The organism is Streptomyces sp. NPDC045778 (genome assembly GCF_056431945.1).
In genome coordinates this window covers 121,831-141,040 of record NZ_JBWKJZ010000002.1, presented here as the reverse complement: position 1 = coordinate 141,040, position 19,210 = coordinate 121,831, and the positions used below count along the sequence as shown (strand labels likewise).

The following is a 19,210-nucleotide window of genomic DNA, read 5'->3' as shown; positions in this document are numbered from 1 at the left end:
GGGTGTCCGGCGGCGGCGCGTCCCGAGGGCGGCCGAGGCGGCGACGCCTCAGCTGGTGGCGCGGCGGCGCTGGGCGACGACGCCGAAGGCCACACCCGCGATGCCGACGACGATGCCGACGATGCCGAGGGTGCGGGCGGTGGTGTCACTGCTGTCGCCGTCCGACGCGGTCTCCTGCTTGGCGTCGCCGGACTTGGCGTCGGCCTTGTCGTCCTTGGCCGCGGAGGCGCCGTGGTGGTCGTCGGACGCGGCGGTCAGCGCGAGCGTCGGAGCCGGGTACTCCGGCTCCTCGTCACCCTTCTGCGGCTCGATCCAGCGGACGACTTCCTTGTTGTCGTACGTCTGGAGGGCCTTGAAGACCAGCTGGTCGGCGTCCTCGGGGAGCTGCCCGATGGACAGCGGGAACTTCTGGAAGTAGCCGGGCTCGACGCCCTTGCCGTCGGCGGTCCAGGTGACCTTGGAGACGGCCTCGTTGATCTTCTCGCCGTGGATCTCGATCGGCTTCTCGAGCTTGGTCTTGGTGACCTTCGCCTTCCAGCCGGGCACGGGCTGCGGCATCACGGACGCGAGCGGGTGGTCGGCGGGGAAGGTGACTTCCAGCTTGGTCGTCGAGGCGTCGTCGCGCTCGTTCGGGACCTTGAAGTTCACGGTCGCGTAGCCGCCCTTGGCGGCCTGGCCCTCGGGGCTGACGCTGACGTGCGCGAAGGCGGGCACGGACAGCAGGAGGACGGCGGAGGCGGCGACGCCGCCCACGACGGAGGCGCGGGTGAGGGCGGCGGACTTCGGGGACTTCTGGGTCGTCATGGCGGAATGCTCCAGTCTCGGCAGGAGTGCGCGGCGGCCGGACCGTCAGGGCGGGACCCGTGGGGCCCCTGGTGAGCGGAGGTACGGCCGTGCGTACGTGAGGTATGCGGAAGGGGACGCGGTGCGGCGGCTCGACTGACCACGCGCACGTGCGGACGCGCCACGCGGCACCCCTCCCACACCGGTGCGTCGGTACGGCAGTACGTCGGCACCTCACTCTGTACGGCGGTACGTGAACTGCGTACGCGTACGGCGGAGCGTGGAGCGGCCCGCGTCAGGCGGCGAGCGAGAACGCGGCGGCCGCGGGTGGGCCGCGCCGGATCACCGTGTGCTGGAGCGCGGACGTCCGGAGTTTCCGCGGCAGGTGGGTGCGGGCCGCGCGCGCCGGGCCGCGGGTCTGCTCGGCCGCACCGGGGAGCCCGGCGCGCAGCGCGCGGACCAGAGCGAGGGCGGCGCGCAGGGAACGCATGAGCGCCCCTTGGGCGACCCCCTGCGCTCCCTGGGCGGAGAGCCTGACGAGCCGCATGAGCGCCACGTCGCCCCGGCGCAGCAGCCAGCCCGCGGCCACCGCCGCGAGCACGTGCGCGAGCAGCATCGGCAGCGACGGCAGGACGGACATCGCCGAACCCGGGACCATCGCGGTCTGCGTGGCCGCCGCCTCGCCGGAGGCGTGGGCGTGCGCGCCGTGCCCGGACGGGCCGAGGCCCGCGGTCTCCAGGATCTGCCGGGCCTGCACGGGGGTGATGGTCGCCCCGCCCGCCCCGCACACGATGCGGGCCGCGCGCTCGACGAGCGAGCCGCCGCCCGAGCCGTCCGCAGTCATGGCCGTGCCGTGCTGACCGAGCCCGAACAGCGCGTGCAGCCCCAGCTGCCCGACCGCGAGCGCCCCGGCGATGCCCGGCAGCGAGCGCTCCCGTCCGGCGAGGGGCACCGCGAGCACGAGCACGGCGAGGAACCCGGCGCCGAGCGTCCACAGCGGGACGGTGGCGCAGGAAGCGAGCACATGGCCCCCGGCGGACAGCACGAGGCAGACCGCGGCGAACATCGCGGCCCGCAGCAGCCGGAGATCGGCTCCGGCGCGCGCCTGGCGCTGGTGGGGGGCAGTCATGGCCGGGCCATCATCGCACTGGGCCACCCGGCCCCGTACGGCAGGTCCGCAAGCTCCCGTCCATGCCGCAAGGCGCCAAAATCACCCGAAATGATCTATGGGGGCTAGGAAAGCCCTGATAGGAACGATTCTTGGAATTCCTGGCTGCCATGCCGGGTAGGCGGTGGCTATGTCCTGCTACACCGGACACCGCCCTCGCCGCGTCCGCCGTATGGGCGGCGTCACGTCAACCGGGCGCTTATCCCGGGGCACTGGCGGCAATACGTATCGGTATGTCGAGCCGCGGCCAGAGGCCTGGAGCATGCCAGGAGGCTGAAGCATGAGCATCTGGTGGTCCCTCCATTTGCGGCGCGAAGCCGCGAGCGTCCCGCTCGCGCGGCGCCTGCTCATCGGCACGATGGAGACGGCAGGGGTGGATCCCGACGTCTCGTACGATCTGTCGCTCGCGCTCACCGAGGCCTGTGCGAACGCTGTGGAGCACGGTGGCACGGCGGGCGCCGCGGCGGGTGCGTACCGCGTCACCGCCTATCTCGACGGCGAGAAGTGCCGCATCGAGGTCGCCGACTCCGGCCCCGGCCTGCCGCCGGGCCGGGTCTTCATGAGCGCCGCCAACACTCCCGCCACGCGGGTCAAGGGCAGGAGAGGCACCGGCCGTGGCCGCCGCACGCGCCGCGGCCGCACGCAGCCCGCCCAGGCCCAGCACCAGGCCCGGAGCCAGGGTCTGTCCTCGGCACCCGCGCCGCCCCCCGAGTCCGCCGAGAGCGGTCGCGGCCTGTGTCTCATCCGGGAGCTGGCCGACGACGTGCACTTCGGCAACAGGCCGGGGCGCGACGGCGGTGCGGTGATCAGCTTCGACAAGATCCTCAAGTGGCGGGAAGGCGCCCCGCTGGCGGCGGTCTGAGCCGCTCGGGGCGGTCCGCGCCGCCCGGGGATCAGCCCCGGACCGCCGCCACATACGCGTCGAGGGCGGAGCGGGGGGCGCGGCCGAGGAGCGTGCGCAGCGCGTTGTCCGCTATGGAGGTGCCGTCGACGAAGCCGCTCGCTATCGACGAGTACGTGCTGAGCAGCATCGGCACCTGGAAGGGCAGGGCCTGACCGGCCGCTGTGATCGCGGCGCGGGTGGCCTCGAGGTCACCTGGCTCGTACGAACCGCCGGTCGCCGCGGCCAAGTCGGCGCCGCCGAGGGGCTCTTCGCCGACCAGCTCGTACGTACGCCCCGCGTGGGCGGCGGGGGCCGTGGCCACGCGGACGGCGACCTCGGCCAGGTCCTCGCGGGCGACCGCGGCGAGCCGTCCGTCGCCGAGCGGCGCGGCTATCGTCCCGTCCGGGCCGGGCGCGGCGACGGCGGCGAGGAACTCCGCGTACAGGCCGTTGCGCAACACCGTCCAGTTCAGGGAGGAGCGGTGGAGTCTGCGCTCGGTCCAGCGGTGCGCGAGCGCGTACGTCAAGTGGTCGCCGTCGCCGCTCAGGCTGGTGTAGACGAGGTGGCCGACGCCGGTCTTCTCGGCGGCGGTGATGACGGCCTCGTGCCGGGCGATGACGACGTCGTCCTCGGCGGCGCCCGCGGAGATCATCAGGAGCGTGTCCACCCCGGTGAAGTCCAGGGACTCCGGGTCGTCGAAGTCGACGCGGCGCTGGCCGGGCGCGGGGTCGCGGGTGCCGATGACGACGTGGCCCCCGGCGTGGTCCTCGTGGTCCGCGAGCTTGGTGGTGATGAGCCGGCCGAGTGCGCCGGTGGCGCCGGTGACGAGCAGCATGGGAACGATCCCCCGAGACGATCAGTTGAAGTGGATGGCGACCGGTGCGGGATGTGCTGTGCACTCGGTACGTGACCATCGTGAGCGATGGTGGGGGATCACGTAAGGAGGCACTTTGATGTCAGCGGGGCACACGGCTGTAACCACCTCCGAGGCCACGACGGCCGCGGAACGCGAAGGGGAGACGCCTGCCGCGGCGCTCAAGGCCATGGTCGGCCAGCCCGTGATCGCGTGCGAGACCCCGCAGGACGAGTGCGGTGTCAGAGACGTCCTGGACCGGCTCGGCGACAAGTGGTCGGTGTACGTCGTGGTCGAACTGGCCGGTGGCGTCCTGCGGTTCAAGGAACTCCAGCGCCGCATCCACGGCGGCATCTCGCAACGCATGCTCACGCTGACGGTGCGCCGCCTGGAGCGGGACGGCCTGGTGAAGCGGACGGTGCACCCGACGATCCCGCCCCAGGTCGAGTACGAGCTGACGGAGATGGGCCACAGCCTGACCCACCTCATCAAGTCCCTGGCCGACTGGTCGATAGCCCACCGCCCTGCGATAGCGGCGGCACGGGAGGCGTACGACGAAGCGCAGGACGCCCCCGCCTCCCGCTAGGGAAGCCCGCGGGGTCTCCCGCTGGGGAAGCCCACGGGCAACTTGCCGTTACGGCAACAACAGTTGCCACGTCCGACGCGGCGATCGCAGTCTGGTGCCAGTCCAGAAGGCGCTCGAAACCGCAAGGAGGCCACCCGGTGTCCACACAGAACCCGTCCCAGAACCCGTCCCAGAACACACTCCTAAGCACACCCCAGGCCACGTCTCAGAACCCGCCCCTGAACAACCGCGTCCACCACGTCCGCGCCGGAGAGCTGGACGGCCCCACCGCCCTCAGCGGCAGCACGGTCGGCTCCCGGAAGCTGTGGATGGGGCTCGTCGAGCACGAGCCGATGAGCGCGACCGACAACCACCACCACGGCGCGTCGGAAGCGGGCATCTACGTAGTCAGCGGTCACCCCGTGTTCGTCTTCCACGACGGCGAGCAGGAGGTCAGGATCGAGGCGGGCCCCGGGGACTTCCTGCTCGTGCCCCCGTTCGTCCCGCACCGGGAGGAGCACCCCGACCCGGACGAGCCGGTCGTCGTGGTGATCGCGCGCACCACCCAGGAGCCGATCAAGGTCTCCGTGCCGGAGCTGTACCAACTCACGGAGGCGGACGCCTCATCCGCCGTCAACGGCCGTCACTAGGGCGTCATCCGTGTCGGGCGCGGGCGGCAGCGCACGGCACAGCGCCTCGATCGCCGCCGTGTACGCGTGCTCGGCGGGCGTGGCGTAGCCGACGACGAGCCCGTCGGGGGCCGGTTCCGACGCGTCCGGGTGCCGGTACCCGGCAAGGCCCTCCAGGCCCACACCGTGCCATGCGGCGGCCTTCGTGGCGGACGCCTCGGTGCCGGGCGGGAGTTGGAGCACGGCGTGCAGCCCCGCCGCGATGCCGGTGACGGTGATGTGCGGGGCGCGTGCGGCGAGCGCGGCGACGAGCTGGTCGCGGCGGCGCCGGTAGTGCTGACGCATGCGGCGGACGTGGCGGTCGTACTGCCCGGACTCGATGAGGTCGGCGAGCGTGAGCTGGTCGAGGACACTGGCCCACGCCTCCCGCTGGCCCTTGGCGGTGACGACGGCGTCCACGAGGTGTTCGGGCAGGACCATCCAGCCGAGCCGCACCGCGGGGGAGAGGCTCTTGCTCACCGAGCCGATGTAGACGACCCGTTCGGGATCGAGCCCCTGGAGGGCGCCGACGGGCTCCCGGTCGTAGCGGAACTCCCCGTCGTAGTCGTCCTCCAGGATCATCCCCGCGCGCGTGCGGGCCCAGTCGACGACGGCGGTGCGGCGTGCGGGGTGCAGCGGCCCGCCGGTCGGGAACTGGTGGGCCGGCGTGAGCAGCACCGCACGGACCGCACTGGGACCGCTCGGCAACTCGTCGACACGGGCGCCGTGTTCGTCGAGGGACAGCGGGACCGTCCGCACCTTGGCCGTGGCGAGCAGAGAGCGGTGGAATCCGAGTCCGTACGCCTCCACGGCGAGCGGACCGCGCAGCACCCCACCGGAGCCCGTGCCGAAGAGGAGCCGCAGCGCGTGCGCGAAGCCGGAGCACACCACGATCCGCTCCGGGTCGGTCCGCACCCCGCGCGAGCGCGCCAGATAGCCGGCGAGCGCGCGCCGCAGCTCGATCCGGCCGCGCGGGTCGCCGGGTCCGAACGCCTCGTTGGGCGCGGCGGTCAGCGCCCGCCGGGCGGCGGCGAGCCAGGCCGTGCGCGGGAAGGAACCGGCGTCCGGCTGGCCCTGGACCAGGTTGTGCGCGGGGGGCGCGTCGGCGGTGGGGGCGCGCTTGGGGACCCGTACGCGCGGGGGTGGTGCGACGCGCTCGGCGACCCGCGTCCCCGAGCCCTGGCGAGCGGTCAGCCAGCCCTCGGCGACCAGCTCCGCGTACGCGTCGGCGACGGTGTTGCGGGCGAGCCCGAGGTCGGCGGCGAGGGAGCGGTACGGCGGGAGGCGGGTGCCCGGGGCGAGCCGCCCGGAGCGCACCGCCTCGCGCAGGGCACTGATCAGGGCGGCGCGGCGGCTGCCCCCGCCGGAGAGGTCCAGATGCAGGTCAGCGCCGATGCGCCCCGCCGAATTGACCCATGATTCCGCCATGGAAGTGCACCCTACCCAAGGTCTTTGAGGCTCGTAGATTCATGGTCATGACGAACAACACCGCAGTCGCCAAGCCCGCAGACACGACGCCCGCAGCCACGGCACCCGCCGCAGCCACGACGCCCGCCGTCGCCACACCCGCGGCCCCCGAGCCCGCCCCCACCACCGCCCAGCCCCCCCGCCTCAACTTCGCCAAGGTCGCCCCGAAGGTCTTCAAGGCCGTCATCGGCCTGGACGCCGCCGCCCGCGACGGCCTCGACCCGGCCCTGGTCGAGCTGATCCAGATCCGTGCCTCGCACCTCAACGGCTGCGCGTACTGCCTGCACATGCACACCAACGACGCGCGCAAGGCGGGCGAGAGCGAGGACCGGCTGCACATGGTGGCCGTGTGGCGCGAGGCCAGGAACTTCTTCACGGCCAAGGAGCAGGCGGCGCTCGCGCTGACCGACGCGGTGTCCCGCCTCGACGGGCCGGGGGTGCCCGACGCCGTGTACGCGGAGGCCGCCGCCCACTTCGGCGAGAGCGAGCTGGCCCAGGTCCTGGCCCTGATCTTCACGATCAACACGTGGAACCGGATCGCCCTGAGCACCGGGAAGGTGGCCGGCACGGACGAGCGAGAGGGCTGAGCCCCTTCATCGGCCCGCGGGTACGTTGTGGCTGGTCGCGCAGTTCCCCGCGCCCCTTCGAGGAGCTGTCGCACCGGACCGCCCCGGGGAGCGCTCGGCCCACCGCGCCGCCGGCCCCATCGCGAACGACGCCCCCAGGATCACCCCACCCAGGACCAGCCACCCCGGCATCCCCCACTCCACGAGCAGCGCGGTGAGCACCATCGGGCCCAGGGTGCGGGCCACGGTGACGCCGGTGCCGAAGAAGCCCTGGTACTCGCCGATCCGCCCGGCGGGTGCCAGGTCGAAGCCGAGCTGCCAGGACCCGGCGGACTGGAGCATCTCGGCGGCGAGCAGCACCAGGGACCCGGCGAAGAGCACCCCGGCGGCCGCCCACGGCCCGGCGTCCACGGCCGACAGGGCGAACACCGCGCAGGTCACCAGCATCAGCACGCCCGACCTGCGCACGGCCCGTACCGCCGTCGGGATCCCGGACACCGACCGGGCGGTGCGCACCTGGAAGGCCATCACGCCCACGGTGTTGAGCACGAAGAGGGCCGAGACGAGCCAGGCGGGTGCCTGGGTGCGTTCGGTGAGCCACAGCGGAATGCCCAGGCTGAGCAGCGGCATCCGCAGCAACAGCACGGTGTTGAGCGCGGTCACGACCACGTACGGGCGGTCACGGAGCACGGCGAGCCGGTCGCCCGCGACGGCGGGGGCGGGGGCGACGGCGGGCAGCCGCCCCAGGACGTACGCGCACGCCACGAAGCTCAGCGCGTCGAACGCGAACACCGACAGGTAGGCGGCCTCGCTGCCGTAGTGCAGCGCGACTCCGCCGAGTGCCGCGCCCAGCGCGAGACCCGCGTTGAGCGTCGACTGGAGGTGGGCGAGCGCGCCGGTCCGCTCCCCCTTGGTGACGAGCCCGGCGAGCAGCGCCTGCCGGGCGGCGGCGAGCCCCGACTGGGCGATGGCATAGCCGAGCGCGGACACCACGAACGGCACGAAGCCGCGTACCACCAGGAAGGACGCGACGGCCGCCGCGGTGGCGAGCGCGAGGAGCACGGCGGTGCCGCGCGGCCCGCGCCGGTCGGCGAGCCGCCCCAGGGGCACGCCCACGGCCGAGCCGACCGCCCAGGCCACCGTGAGCCCGAGGCCGATCTTCGCCGGGGCGAGGCCGACGACGTGCGTGAAGTACAGCGCCGAGGTGACGTAGTAGGCGCCGTCGCCCACGGAGTTGCTGAGCTGGGCGAGGGCCAGGAGCCGGAGCGGTCCGCGGGCGGGAAGGAGCCGGGGTGTCGTCATGTCCCGAACACTAGGAACGCGGTGGCACCCTCAAGTGGTCCATTTCCCGCGCCCTTTCATGGGCCACTTGCCCAAGCGCCCGCGGCAGCGACAAGCGCCCGCGGCAGCGAAAAGCGCCCGCGGCAGCGAAAAGCGCTCGCAGCAGCGAAAAGCGCTCGCAGCAGCGACAAGCGCTCGCAGCAGCGAAAAGCGCCGGACAGGTTGGCGGAACCAACCCGTCCGGCGCTCCGGGACACGCGCGTGGCGCAGCCGTCATCAGCCCTTGAGCTGGGCCATCCAGGCCTCGACCTCGTCCGAGCGGCGCGGCAGCGCGGCCGACAGGTTCCGGTTGCCGTCCTCCGTGACGAGGATGTCGTCCTCGATGCGCACGCCGATGCCGCGGTACTCCGCCGGCACGGTCAGGTCGTCCGCCTGGAAGTACAGACCGGGCTCGACGGTCAGGCACATGCCGGGCTCGAGGGTGCCGTCCACGTACGTCTCGGTGCGCGCGGCGGCGCAGTCGTGGACGTCCATGCCGAGCATGTGGCCGGTGCCGTGCAGCGTCCAGCGGCGCTGGAGTCCGAGTTCCAGGACGCGCTCGACCGGGCCCTCGACGAGGCCCCACTCGACCAGCTTCTCGGTGAGCACGCGCTGCGCGGCGTCGTGGAAGTCGCGGTACTTGGCGCCCGGCTTCACGGCCGCGATGCCCGCCTCCTGGGCCTCGTACACGGCGTCGTAGATCTTCTTCTGCAGCTCGCTGAACCGGCCGTTGACCGGCAGCGTGCGTGTGATGTCCGCCGTGTAGTACGTGTGCGTCTCCACGCCCGCGTCGAGCAGGAGTAGGTCGCCGGAGCGGACCGGTCCGTCGTTGCGCACCCAGTGCAGGGTGGTGGCGTGCGGACCCGCGGCGCAGATGGAGCCGTAGCCGATGTCGTTGCCCTCGACGCGGGCGCGCAGGAAGAACGTGCCTTCGATGTAGCGCTCGCTCGTCGCCTCGGCCTTGTCGAGGACCTTCACGACGTCCTCGAAGCCGCGCACCGTGGAGTCCACGGCCTTCTGTAGCTCGCCGACCTCGAACGCGTCCTTGACCAGGCGCTGCTCGGAGAGGAAGACCCGCAGCTCCTCGTCGCGCTCGGCGGTGACCTTGTCGGTCAGGGCCGCCTCGATGCCGGCGTCGTAGCCGCGCACGACGCGGACGGGGCCCGTGGCCTCGCTCAGCTTGCCCGCCAGCTCACGCACGTCCGACGCGGGGACGCCGTACAGCTGCTCGGCCTCGGTCAGCGAGTTCCGCCGGCCGACCCACAACTCGCCCTGGCCGTCGAGCCAGAACTCGCCGTTCTCGCGGTTGGAGCGCGGCAGCAGGTAGATCGTCGCCTCGTGGCCCTCGCGCGTGGGCTCCAGGACGAGGACGCCGTCCTCCGTCTGGTTGCCGGTGAGGTACGCGTACTCGACGGAGGAGCGGAAGGCGTACTCCGTGTCGTTCGAGCGGGTCTTCAGGTTGCCCGCGGGGATCACCAGGCGCTCGCCGGGGAAGCGCGCGGACAGCGCGGCACGGCGGGCGGCCGTGTGCCCGGCCTGGGCGACCGGCTCCAGGTCGCGCAGCTCGGTGTCGGCCCAGCCGGACTTCATGTTCTCGGCCAGCTCGTCGGAGACACCCGGGTACAGGCCGTTCTTCCGCTGCTTGATCGGCTCTTCGTCCTCAGCTTCCGGGGTCTCCGGGTTGAGAGCGTCCGACACGGTCTGCCTCCTATGTACGACAACGGGCCATCTCATCGTACGGCGGTCAGGAAGGGGTTCCAGAGGCAGAAGGACCCTTACACAGCGCGGTCAGGAGGTCACGCGGAGCCCGGGGCGCGCGCCGGTCGCCGGTTTCCGTCCGCGGCGGACTAGTCGAACCGGGCCGCGAGCAGCACCACGTCGTCGTCGCTCCCGGCGCCGCCGGGCCGGTCGCCTCCTTCGCCGTTCCCTCCGTCCAGCCCTTCGGGCAACACGGCCCGCAGGACGTGGTCGGCGATCGCCCCCGGGTCGTCCCGCGCGGCCTTCGGCACGCTCGCCGCCGCCGCGTGCAGCCGCGCGAACGCCCGGTCCATCGCGTCGCCGGTGCGGTGCAGCAGGCCGTCGGTGTAGAGCAGCAGGGTCTCCCCGGGCTCCGGACGGATCTCCACGCTCGGCGCCTCCCAGCAGGCCAGCATGCCGAGCGGCGCGGACAGGGAGGTCTCGACGAACTCCGTGCGCCGCTCCCCGACCAGCAGCGGCGGGCTGTGCCCGGCCCCGGCGACGACGACCTTGCGCTGCGCGGGCTCGCAGTACGCGAACAGGGCCGTCGCCGACCGCGCGGGCTCCGTCAGGCGCAGCAGCAGCTCCAGGTCGGACAGGACGGCCACCGGATCCTCGCCCTCCATCACCGCGTACGCCCGCAGGCTCGCGCGCAGGCGGCCCATCGCGGCGACCGCGCTCGGCCCTGAGCCGGTGACCGATCCCACCGCGAGGCCGAGCGCCGCGTCGGGCAGCGGCAGCGCGTCGTACCAGTCGCCGCCGCCGCGCGCCCCCGCGCGGTGCCGCGCGGCCAGTTGTACGCCCGCGACCCGTGAGAGGCGTGAGGGCAGCAGTTCCTCGCGCAGGGTCGCCACGGTGGTGCGGGCGCGGGTCAGTTCCACGAGGCGGGCCAGGTGCTCGGCGGCGTAGCGGACGTAGAGGCCGGTCAGGTGGCGTCGGCGCGGCGTCGGTTCGGCGGGCTCGTCGTACAGCCAGACGGCCGCGCCGACGCCACCGGTCGCCTCGGTGGCCAGCGGCAGCGCGTAGCTCGCGGCGTAGCCGAGGCGGCGGGCGACCTCGCGGTGGCGCGGGTCGAGGGCCTCGTCGGCGAACAGGTCGGGCTGCGCGGCCTCCGCGGGACAGGCCCCCGCGGCGCTCGCTTCGAGGAGCCTGCCGTACGAGGTGGCGGCGCGGGGCACCGTCTCCAGATACCCGAGGTCGGCGCGGGCGAAGCCGAGGCCGACGGTGGTGTCGGGGCCGAGGCCGTCGGCGGGCTCCATGACGGCGAGGCCGCGGCGCGCTCCGACCAGGGCGGCGCCGGCGCGCAGCACTTCGGTCAGGGCGTCGTCCAGGGTGGCGGTGCGGGACAGGCGCTCGGTGAGTTCGTGCAGCGTGGTGAGGTCGGAGACCCAGCCGGCCAGGCGGTCCTGGATCAGTGCGCCCGGGGCGCCAGGTGCCTGCGGGGCGGGCGCGACAGGCGGGGCAGTGTGCGCCGGTGAGGGAACAGTGGAATCGATTCCGGCCACTTTCGGCAGGTGCGGGGCGTTCATGGCTGACCGCTTTCCGGCCAGTGCGTATTGCTCAATAGCATCGCAAACCCCCTGTCATTCTGCGCCGCTAGCAATGGCTCCACATCTACACGCACTGGAGAGGGGATGTCCAGCATTGTCCTGCGGGGATTCCTGGTGTCCAGTGTGCCGCGTGAGAATTCTGTGAACTGGAAATGATCTTGATAACTTGGCTCAAAAGTGTTGCAGGGAACGGCATATTGCGGTCGACTGACATTGTTCGAAGGAGCGTCACAGCGGCCGTGCTGGGTACGGATTCAAGTGGTGGCTCGGGGCGGGACAGGGGCAGTTGCACGACGCCCGGAACCTGCCGCCGGACCCGGACGTCTTAACCCACGGCGACCGCGCCCCATCCTCCCGTGGCACCGGGGGCAAGAAAGACGCGGGACGGCAAACGCCAGGCGCCGCCACCCCACGCCACGTTAACGCTCGGCCCATAGGGGTTCCCCATGCCGCAGGCTGGGGTGTGACGCGCCAGCTTGTACGCACCTCGCATGCACCTTGTGCACCTTGTACGCGCACCTCGTACGCAGCGATAGAGATCCACACATGGTGTGATGTGGCCCGAAGTGTCCCTCTGCGTGTAACGGAAAGGAACGAGCGCTCATGCGCGAGATCCCTGGAAGGCGACGCAGGCTCCTGTCCTGGCGAATCGGTAGGAAGTCTGACCAGAGTCCCTCTCTGATCGGTGCGGCCCTGACCTTCGCGACAGCATGGGGCTGGCCCGTGCTGCCCGGTGTCGGTATCGAAGGGCAGAGCAGGCAGCTCCTCGACGGCATCGCCGGACTGGACGGCATCGCCGGACTCACCGGGTCCGGTGAGCGGCGGAGCGACACGCGCGGCGGGAGCGGCAGAAGGAACGGCAAGCGGGGCGGGAAGCGGGGGCCACGCCCGGCTGAGCGGGGAGCGAAGGACGAGCGGGCGGAGGTGCCGCTCGCACAGCGTGACGCGGGCCGCGGCGGACAGGCGCGGTGCGCCTGTCCGGACCCGGAGTGCGTCGTTCCCGGCGCCCACCCGCTCGACCCGGGGCTCCTCGCCGCCACCACCGACGAGCGCATGGTCCGCTGGTGGTGGACCAACCGGCCGGGCGCGCCCATCCTCCTCGCCACCGGCGGACGCGCCCCGTGCGCCGTGAGCCTCCCCGCGGCCGCCGGCGCGCGCGCCCTCGCCGCGCTCGAACTCGCGGGCATCCGCCTCGGCCCCGTCGTGGCCACTCCTGCCCGCTACTTCGTCCTCGTCGCGCCGTACTCCATGGAGCGGTTGGGCGAGCTTCTGTACGCCAAGGACCGGGTGCCCGGCTCGCTGCGCTTCCACGGGAGCGGGGGGTACATCCCGCTGCCCCCGTCCGAGACCGGCCAGGGCCAGGCCCGCTGGGAGCGGGCCCCTTCCCCCAGCTCTCCACTTCGTACGAGCCGGGGATGCCCCGTCCCCGGCTCGGCCGCCCCCTGGCTGCCCGACGTGGAGGCCGTCGTGGACGCGGTGGTCGACGCGCTCACTCATACGGGTGTGAGCGCGCCCGAGTTCTAAGGGAATCGGGCGCGCGGCGTGGGGCCGGGCGCCCGGGGTCGTTATCTTCGGCGCATGCACCCGCGCCCGGCCGTGAACCCCCGCCTGCTCGCGCTCCTGGGCATCGTGGCCGTCGCCGCGCTGCTGCCCCTCGCCGGGGCGGCCGCCGGGCCGGTGTTCGAGGAAGCCAAGGCGCCCGCCGATCCGGGGCGCGCGGGGGCGCGGCCCCCGGAGGGTGACCTCGAACCGCAGGCCGGGGCCCGTCCGGCTTCCCGGCCCGAGCGGCAGGCCGGGGCGCGGCAGGGCGAGGGCGAGGGCGCGCACTCCGCCGACGCGCCCCTGCCCGACACCTTTTCCCGCTGCGGTCCGGAACTCTCCTCACCCGACGGCGTCGAGGCCCAGACCTGCGTCCTGACCCAGGGCAAGGACACCTGGGCGCGCACCTACTACCGCAATGTGACCGGTGAGGCCCTGGAGGCCGTGCTGAGCGTGATGGGGCCCCAGGGGCGCACCGTGCAGATGCACTGCGCGGTGGGCGCGGGAGACGAACCGGGGGCGTGCGACACCCCCAGGGAGCGCGCGTCCGGGTCCGCGGCGCACTACACGGCGGTCGCGGAGTTCGCGAGTGAGAGCGGCGGCGCCCTGCTGCTGCGCTCGGGCAGCAACTCCGCCGGGCCGCACGGCAGTTGAGCGCGTAACTTCTGCCCGGGCATGGAAACGCCCGGTTGCTGGCGACGGGGGATGCACCAGCAACCGGGCTACCTGAACGGTAACAAGAGATCCGCGCTTGGCAAATTCGATCTCAGTTATCCGGACAGGGATTCACCTGCGCCCATGGGGAGTTGTGACAGGAGTCACGTATTCGATCCGACTGACCGGTGGGTCAGTGAGGCAGAGGTGAGGCGCCTGTGTGGCCTCCGCCCGGCCGCCGGGCACACCCGCCCGGTTAAGAACGCGTGACGGGACGACGGCCGGTGGCCGCTCCCGGCTGCTCGCCACCACCCGCCCGTGCGGAATCCGGCGCGAGACCTCAGCCGAATGTCATCCGTGGGCGAGCCGCGGGGGCGCTCCGGCGCGTGGGGGTGCTCCCGCGCGCGAGGAGGGGCCCCCGCGCGCGGTGCTGTGGCCCCGGGGCCGGGTGCCCGTGTGCCTGCCGGGCCCCCGCGGGGTCAGCTGAGCGTGACCTGGCGGTTGGTGAGGCCGCCGCGGGCGCGGCGCTCGTCCGCGGTCAGCGGCTCCGTGGCCGCGAGCGCCGCCGTGAGCCGCTCGGCGAACTCGGCCGCGGGCTTCTCGACGTCCTGCGCCCCCATGCCGCTGGGCAGGTCCCACACCGGCACGGTCAGGCCGTGCGCGCGGAAGGAGCCGACGAGGCGCGTGCCCTCGCCGAGGCTCGACGTACCGGCGGCGTGCAGGCGCGCGAGGGCGTCGAGCAGCTCCTCCTCGGCGTGCGGCATGACCCACCGCAGGTGGTTCTTCTCCGGCGTCTCGCACCAGTACGCGGAGTCGACGCCGGCCAGCTTGACGGTCGGGATGGCGGCGGCGTTCGCCCGCTCCAGGGAGGCGGAGACCTCCGCGGAGGCGTTCTCCGCGTCCGGCACCCAGAACTCGAAGCCGGAGTGCACGACCGGCTCGAAGGGCGCCTCGCCGTCGAGGACGTCCTGGAGGCGCGGCCCGTCGGCGGGTGCCCTGCGGCCGGCCACCGGCTGGCCGGGCTCGGTGGTGAGCGCGCGTGCCAGCGTGTCGGCGAGGTCGCGGCTGAGGTCGCCGGACGAGGTGTCGTTCTGCAGGCCGAGGAGGACCGAGCCGTCCTCGCGGCGCAGGGCGGGCCAGGCCATCGGCAGGACCGTCGCGAGGGTCACGGAGGGCACGCCGTCGGGCAGGCCGTCCTTCAGGGTCAGCTCGACCGTGGCGGCGGGCACCAGCTCGCGCAACGCCACCCAGTCGCACTCGCCGGACAGCCCCTCGAAGGGGCGCTGCACCAGCTCGGTCACCGCGTGCGCGGCGGCCCGGCCGTGGCAGGCCTTGTACCGGCGGCCCGAACCGCAGGGGCAGGGCTCCCTGGCGCCGACCACCGGGACCTCGTGGTCCTTGAGCTGCGGCTGCTTGCCCTTCGTCTGCGGGCGCTTCTTGGCCATCGTGGGTGTCTCCCGGTTACGGCTCGCTTGCGTACGGGCGCGAGCCTAGCCGTTCGACCGGCGACCGACTCGGCGCGTCGGCACGCGGCCTTCGGGGGCGGGGCCGGGGCGGTCCGCGGGCCTCGGTCCGAGGCGGCGTACGACGGGGTCAGTCCCCGTCAGCGTCAGTCCCCGTCGTCAGGGTCAGTCCCCGTCGTCGAACGAGTCCGTGAAGCCCAGCTCGGCTATCGCGGAGGCCGAAGGGGCGGCGACGCGCGTAGCGAAGTCCTCGGCGCGGTGTCCGGCGTGCACGAGGGCCCAGACCGTGACCTCGCCGCGGGCGTCGTCGCGGACGCCCCAGGCCTCGGCGAGGGCGGTGATGATGTTCAGCCCGCGGCCGCCGTGGGCGGTGACCGACGGAGTGGCCGGAACCGGGCGGGTCGGGCCGCCGCCGTCCGTCACCTCGACCGTCAGGCGTCCCGCCTTGTCGACCCGCCAGGCGGCACGCACGTCTCCGTCGCCGCTGCCGTCGCTGTCCTTCGGGCTGTCGTGCAGCCCACTGCCCAGTGGTCTGCCGTGTCGGCAGGCGTTGCTGAGCAGTTCGGAAAGGATCAGTACGGCGTCGTCGATGACCGACTCCGACACCCCGTTGACGCGAAGCTGATCGCGCATCCGGTGTCTGGCTTCTCCCACGCCCGCAGGACCATGGGGTACGGCCATGCTCGACGACGTGGGCACCTCCCGTGCCACCACAAACGCCACCCCCGAGACCTCCTTTGCCCCACGCCACGGAGTGGATGCCCCAATGGACTGGACCGGAAACCGGCCAACACCGGGATGGTGACGCACTCGTCACGATCGAATACGGACCGAACGCGCCGGTGCACTCCCCGTAACGAAAGTTAGGCGCGGCCCAGTTGGGACAGAACCTGCTTCGGGCGGTTGGTGATGATGGCGTCGACGCCCAGACGGGCGCAGAGGTCGACGTCCTGGGGCTCGTTCACGGTCCACACGTGGACCTGGTGGCCCGCGCGCTTGAGCTTGGCGACGTATCCGGGGTGGCTGCGGATGATCCGCATGCTCGGGCCGGCGACGCGCACCCCCTGGGGCAGCCGCCCGTCGCGGTGGCGCGGCGAGACGAACTGCATCAGGTAGACGGTCGGCAGCGTCGGCGACGCGGCGCGCACGCGATGCAGCGAACGCGCCGAGAAACTCATCACGCGCACCGGGGACGGCCCCTCCGGAGACGGCGCGTCCAGACCGAAGCGCTTCAGGAGGTGCAGCAGTCGCTCCTCGACCTGGCCCGCCCAGCGCGTGGGGTGCTTGGTCTCGATGGCGAGCTGGACGTGCCGCCCGGAGGCGTTGTTTTCGGCCACCAGCTCCAGGAGGCGCTCCAGGGTGAGGACCGAGGTGTCCTCGGGGGCCGGGCCCTCCTCCCAGTCGGGGGCCTCGGCGTACGGGCCCTGCTCGCGGTTCTTCCAGGAGCCGAAGTCGAGCGTGGCCAGGTCGGCCAGCTCCAGGGCGGAGACGGCGCCGCGGCCGTTCGACGTGCGGTTGACGCGGCGGTCGTGGACGCAGACGAGGTGCCCGTCCGCGGTGAGCCGGACATCGCATTCGAGGGCGTCCGCGCCGTCCTCGACGGCCTTCTTGTAGGCGGCCAGCGTGTGCTCCGGGGCGTCCTCGGAGGCCCCTCGGTGAGCGACGACCTGGATGAGGTGCTGTCGTGCGTGGGTCACCGCGTCATGGTGCCACCGTCCGGGGGTGCGGGCCCGCGGGGCCGTCGTCATCGGGGGCGCGCACGGGGCCAGGGCATGCTCGGGGCCGCGCGGGCCGGGCCCGCGCGGGCGGGGCAATGAGGTAGGGGCACAGCCTTTCTCAGCTTCCTCTCACGCTGCCTTCAGCTGGCTCTGTGACTCGGCTGTGAACCTTCGGATGAGCTTCCCGGAGCGTCGGGGGGCTTCCGGAGGGCGCCGGACGCCCTCCGGGGGCCTTCCGGAGCTTTCCGAATGTGGCGGTTTCGCCCGCCGTGAACGCACAGCGTCGGCTTATGGTGGCCTGACAGCCCATGGGAAAAGCTGACTGGGACAACTGAACGGTTGACTGTTGACCGGGCATCCGACCTGTGCCGCCCCGGGCCGATCTCTGGCCGTGACCGAGTACGACAGCTACGACAGCGTGGACCGAGGAGAAGAAAGCTGTGAGCACCGAGAACGAGGGCACTGCGGTCCCCCCGGCCCCGTCCGCACCTCCTGTGCCGGTGGACACTCCCGCTGCTCCCGCCCCCGCCGCACCGTCCGGCTCTCCCGGAGCGGAGGCGTCCGCGAGCCCGGAGCCCGCCTCCGGGCCCGCCCCTGAGGCCGCCGCCGCGCCCGAGCACGCGCCGCGGGACGCGGCTCCGGAGCCGGCCCGGCCCGAGGCGCCCGCCGCACCCCAGGCGCCCCACGTCCCGGATCCGTACGCGCACACGACGACCGCGCACCCCACCGCCACGCACGCCCAGGCCCCCGCCCCGGTGGCCGCCTCCGGCGGTGCCTGGCCGCCGCCCCCGCCGCCCGCCGTGCCGTCGTACGGGCAGGGGGGAGGCTCCGGGTGGGGTTCCTCCTGGACGGCCGAGCAGCCGTCCGCGCCCAAGCCGGGCGGCCGCCGTCGCGGCGGCCTGGTCGCGGCCGTGCTCGCGGCGGCCCTCGTCGCGGGCGGCGTGGGCGGCGGCATCGGCTACTGGGCGGCGGACCGCAACGACGACAGCGGTACGGACTCCACGACGGTCTCCGCGTCGGACGCCCCCGCCGACCTCAAGCGCGAGCCGGGCTCGGTCTCCGGAATCGCGAACAAGGCACTGCCGAGCGTGGTCACCCTGGAGGCCCAGAGCGGCAGCGGCGAGGGCGGCACGGGCACCGGCTTCGTGTACGACAAGGAAGGCCACATCCTCACGAACAACCACGTGGTGGCGTCGGCCGCCGAGGGCGGCAAGCTGTCGGCCACGTTCTCGAACGGCAAGAAGTACGACGCCGAGGTGATCGGCCGCGCGCAGGGGTACGACGTAGCGGTCATCAAGCTCAAGAACAAGCCGGCGAACCTGCGCCCGCTCCCGCTCGCCGACTCCGACAAGGTCGCCGTCGGCGACTCCACCATCGCGATCGGCGCCCCCTTCGGCCTGTCCAACACGGTCACGACGGGCATCGTCAGCGCCAAGAACCGCCCCGTCACCTCCAGCGACGGGGCCAGCAGCAAGAGCTCGTACATGAGCGCCCTCCAGACCGACGCTTCCATCAACCCGGGCAACTCCGGCGGCCCCCTCCTGGACGCGCGCGGCGCCGTCATCGGCATCAACTCCGCCATCAAGCCCGCCGACAGCGGGGGCGGCCTCGGCGGCGGCCAGTCCGGTTCCATCGGCCTCGGCTTCGCGATCCCGGTGAACCAGGCGAAGAACGTGGCGCAGCAGCTGATCAGGACCGGCCAGGCCACGTACCCGATGATCGGCGCCTCGGTCTCCCTGGCCGACGCCTCGGGCGGCGCGGTGATCTCCGACCGCGGCGCCACCGGCTCGGGCCCCGCGGTCGAGCCGAACGGCCCGGCGGCCAAGGCGGGCCTGAAGTCCGGCGACGTCATCACGAAGCTCGACGACACGGTCATCGACAGCGGCCCGACCCTGATCGGCCAGATCTGGACCCACAAGCCGGGTGACACGGTCAAGATCACTTACGAGCGCGACGGCAAGGAGCACACGGTCGACGTGACCTTGGGCGAGCGCAAGGGCGACAGCTGACCCGCTACTCTTGACCCCGCGCAAGCCCGCCGGATCACAGGGCGGCAGCGCGGGGTGGGTTGCCCGAGCGGCCTAAGGGAACGGTCTTGAAAACCGTCGTGGCGCGAGCCACCGTGGGTTCAAATCCCACACCCACCGCGGTTGTCGGCCGAGGGCCGACCGCTGAAGGGGCGTCCGGAGAGATCCGGGCGCCCCTTCTCGTTGCGCGGGCAGGGCCTGCCCAGGGCCGCCCGGCGGGGCTCGCCCTCCGTTCGTACGGCACGCGTG

The 19,210-nt window shown here is 73.0% G+C and carries 17 protein-coding genes and 1 tRNA gene; 8 read left to right on the top strand and 10 right to left on the bottom strand.

Features of this window, described 5'->3' with window-relative positions:
- Positions 1-48 precede the first annotated feature (48 nt).
- A complete protein-coding gene (locus tag AC07GB_RS03375) occupies positions 49-804 on the bottom strand; it encodes a YcnI family copper-binding membrane protein (RefSeq protein ID WP_478841520.1) in 756 nt (251 codons plus the stop codon).
- 274 nt (positions 805-1,078) lie between these two features.
- Complete coding sequence (locus tag AC07GB_RS03370) at positions 1,079-1,912, bottom strand: hypothetical protein (protein WP_478841519.1); 834 nt, start codon at positions 1,910-1,912, stop codon at positions 1,079-1,081.
- 319 nt (positions 1,913-2,231) lie between these two features.
- Between AC07GB_RS03370 and AC07GB_RS03365 the strand changes: the two genes are divergently transcribed.
- A complete protein-coding gene (locus AC07GB_RS03365; RefSeq protein ID WP_478841518.1) occupies positions 2,232-2,813 on the top strand; it encodes an ATP-binding protein in 582 nt (193 codons plus the stop codon).
- Between the two features lie 31 nt (positions 2,814-2,844).
- Here AC07GB_RS03365 and AC07GB_RS03360 read toward each other — a convergent pair whose 3' ends face one another.
- Positions 2,845-3,669 carry an NAD(P)H-binding protein gene (locus tag AC07GB_RS03360; RefSeq protein WP_478841517.1) on the bottom strand — a complete coding sequence of 275 codons (825 nt, stop codon included), beginning with the start codon at positions 3,667-3,669 and terminating at the stop codon, positions 2,845-2,847.
- A gap of 118 nt (positions 3,670-3,787) precedes the next feature.
- Here AC07GB_RS03360 and AC07GB_RS03355 point away from each other — a divergent pair, with 118 nt between their 5' ends.
- A complete protein-coding gene (locus AC07GB_RS03355; RefSeq protein WP_478841516.1) occupies positions 3,788-4,273 on the top strand; it encodes a winged helix-turn-helix transcriptional regulator in 486 nt (161 codons plus the stop codon).
- 218 nt (positions 4,274-4,491) lie between these two features.
- Complete coding sequence (locus AC07GB_RS03350; protein WP_478841760.1) at positions 4,492-4,902, top strand: cupin domain-containing protein; 411 nt, start codon at positions 4,492-4,494, stop codon at positions 4,900-4,902.
- Here AC07GB_RS03350 and pdxR read toward each other — a convergent pair.
- Positions 4,876-6,348 carry a MocR-like pyridoxine biosynthesis transcription factor PdxR gene (gene pdxR / locus AC07GB_RS03345; protein WP_478841515.1) on the bottom strand — a complete coding sequence of 491 codons (1,473 nt, stop codon included), beginning with the start codon at positions 6,346-6,348 and terminating at the stop codon, positions 4,876-4,878. The two genes, AC07GB_RS03350 and pdxR, sit on opposite strands and share 27 nt — an antisense overlap.
- A gap of 41 nt (positions 6,349-6,389) precedes the next feature.
- Between pdxR and AC07GB_RS03340 the strand changes: the two genes are divergently transcribed.
- Positions 6,390-6,974: a carboxymuconolactone decarboxylase family protein gene (locus AC07GB_RS03340; protein ID WP_478841514.1), complete on the top strand. Its 585-nt coding sequence runs from the start codon at positions 6,390-6,392 to the stop codon at positions 6,972-6,974.
- Between the two features lie 6 nt (positions 6,975-6,980).
- Here AC07GB_RS03340 and AC07GB_RS03335 read toward each other — a convergent pair whose 3' ends face one another.
- From AC07GB_RS03335 to AC07GB_RS03325, 3 genes are all read right to left on the bottom strand, one after another.
- A complete protein-coding gene (locus AC07GB_RS03335) occupies positions 6,981-8,255 on the bottom strand; it encodes an MFS transporter (protein WP_478841513.1) in 1,275 nt (424 codons plus the stop codon).
- Between the two features lie 255 nt (positions 8,256-8,510).
- A complete protein-coding gene (locus AC07GB_RS03330; RefSeq protein WP_478841512.1) occupies positions 8,511-10,007 on the bottom strand; it encodes an aminopeptidase P family protein in 1,497 nt (498 codons plus the stop codon).
- A 113-nt stretch (positions 10,008-10,120) separates the two neighbouring features.
- Positions 10,121-11,539 carry a PP2C family protein-serine/threonine phosphatase gene (locus AC07GB_RS03325; RefSeq protein ID WP_478841511.1) on the bottom strand — a complete coding sequence of 473 codons (1,419 nt, stop codon included), beginning with the start codon at positions 11,537-11,539 and terminating at the stop codon, positions 10,121-10,123.
- Positions 11,540-12,163: 624 nt separating this feature from the next.
- Here AC07GB_RS03325 and AC07GB_RS03320 point away from each other — a divergent pair.
- Complete coding sequence (locus AC07GB_RS03320) at positions 12,164-13,084, top strand: bifunctional DNA primase/polymerase (protein WP_478841510.1); 921 nt, start codon at positions 12,164-12,166, stop codon at positions 13,082-13,084.
- Between the two features lie 54 nt (positions 13,085-13,138).
- Positions 13,139-13,753: a hypothetical protein gene (locus tag AC07GB_RS03315; protein WP_478841509.1), complete on the top strand. Its 615-nt coding sequence runs from the start codon at positions 13,139-13,141 to the stop codon at positions 13,751-13,753.
- Between the two features lie 479 nt (positions 13,754-14,232).
- Here the strand turns inward: AC07GB_RS03315 and AC07GB_RS03310 are convergent, their stop codons facing one another.
- The 3 genes from AC07GB_RS03310 to AC07GB_RS03300 form a co-directional block, all read right to left on the bottom strand.
- A complete protein-coding gene (locus AC07GB_RS03310) occupies positions 14,233-15,198 on the bottom strand; it encodes a DUF5926 family protein (protein ID WP_478841508.1) in 966 nt (321 codons plus the stop codon).
- Between the two features lie 183 nt (positions 15,199-15,381).
- Entirely contained in the window at positions 15,382-16,026 is a 645-nt protein-coding gene (locus AC07GB_RS03305) for an ATP-binding protein (RefSeq protein ID WP_478841507.1), read from the bottom strand.
- Between the two features lie 53 nt (positions 16,027-16,079).
- Positions 16,080-16,913, bottom strand: coding sequence for a glycerophosphodiester phosphodiesterase (locus AC07GB_RS03300; RefSeq protein ID WP_478841506.1), 834 nt, complete (start codon positions 16,911-16,913; stop codon positions 16,080-16,082).
- A gap of 461 nt (positions 16,914-17,374) precedes the next feature.
- Between AC07GB_RS03300 and AC07GB_RS03295 the strand changes: the two genes are divergently transcribed.
- Together AC07GB_RS03295 and AC07GB_RS03290 are read left to right on the top strand one after the other, a co-directional pair.
- Entirely contained in the window at positions 17,375-18,943 is a 1,569-nt protein-coding gene (locus tag AC07GB_RS03295) for a S1C family serine protease (RefSeq protein ID WP_478841505.1), read from the top strand.
- 53 nt (positions 18,944-18,996) lie between these two features.
- A tRNA-Ser gene (locus AC07GB_RS03290) sits at positions 18,997-19,081 on the top strand.
- The last annotated feature ends 129 nt before the right edge of the window (positions 19,082-19,210 follow it).

Excerpts from the sequence above, each read along its gene's own strand:
- AC07GB_RS03375 (WP_478841520.1), bottom strand. The coding sequence starts at position 804 with ATGACGACCCAGAAGTCCCCGAAGTCCGCCGCCCTCACCCGCGCCTCC.
- AC07GB_RS03370 (WP_478841519.1), bottom strand. The coding sequence starts at position 1,912 with ATGACTGCCCCCCACCAGCGCCAGGCGCGCGCCGGAGCCGATCTCCGG.
- AC07GB_RS03365 (WP_478841518.1), top strand. The coding sequence starts at position 2,232 with ATGAGCATCTGGTGGTCCCTCCATTTGCGGCGCGAAGCCGCGAGCGTC.
- AC07GB_RS03360 (WP_478841517.1), bottom strand. The coding sequence starts at position 3,669 with ATGCTGCTCGTCACCGGCGCCACCGGCGCACTCGGCCGGCTCATCACC.
- AC07GB_RS03355 (WP_478841516.1), top strand. The coding sequence starts at position 3,788 with ATGTCAGCGGGGCACACGGCTGTAACCACCTCCGAGGCCACGACGGCC.
- pdxR (WP_478841515.1), bottom strand. The coding sequence starts at position 6,348 with ATGGCGGAATCATGGGTCAATTCGGCGGGGCGCATCGGCGCTGACCTG.
- AC07GB_RS03340 (WP_478841514.1), top strand. The coding sequence starts at position 6,390 with ATGGTCATGACGAACAACACCGCAGTCGCCAAGCCCGCAGACACGACG.
- AC07GB_RS03335 (WP_478841513.1), bottom strand. The coding sequence starts at position 8,255 with ATGACGACACCCCGGCTCCTTCCCGCCCGCGGACCGCTCCGGCTCCTG.
- AC07GB_RS03330 (WP_478841512.1), bottom strand. The coding sequence starts at position 10,007 with ATGAGATGGCCCGTTGTCGTACATAGGAGGCAGACCGTGTCGGACGCT.
- AC07GB_RS03325 (WP_478841511.1), bottom strand. The coding sequence starts at position 11,539 with ATGAACGCCCCGCACCTGCCGAAAGTGGCCGGAATCGATTCCACTGTT.
- AC07GB_RS03320 (WP_478841510.1), top strand. The coding sequence starts at position 12,164 with ATGCGCGAGATCCCTGGAAGGCGACGCAGGCTCCTGTCCTGGCGAATC.
- AC07GB_RS03315 (WP_478841509.1), top strand. The coding sequence starts at position 13,139 with ATGCACCCGCGCCCGGCCGTGAACCCCCGCCTGCTCGCGCTCCTGGGC.
- AC07GB_RS03310 (WP_478841508.1), bottom strand. The coding sequence starts at position 15,198 with ATGGCCAAGAAGCGCCCGCAGACGAAGGGCAAGCAGCCGCAGCTCAAG.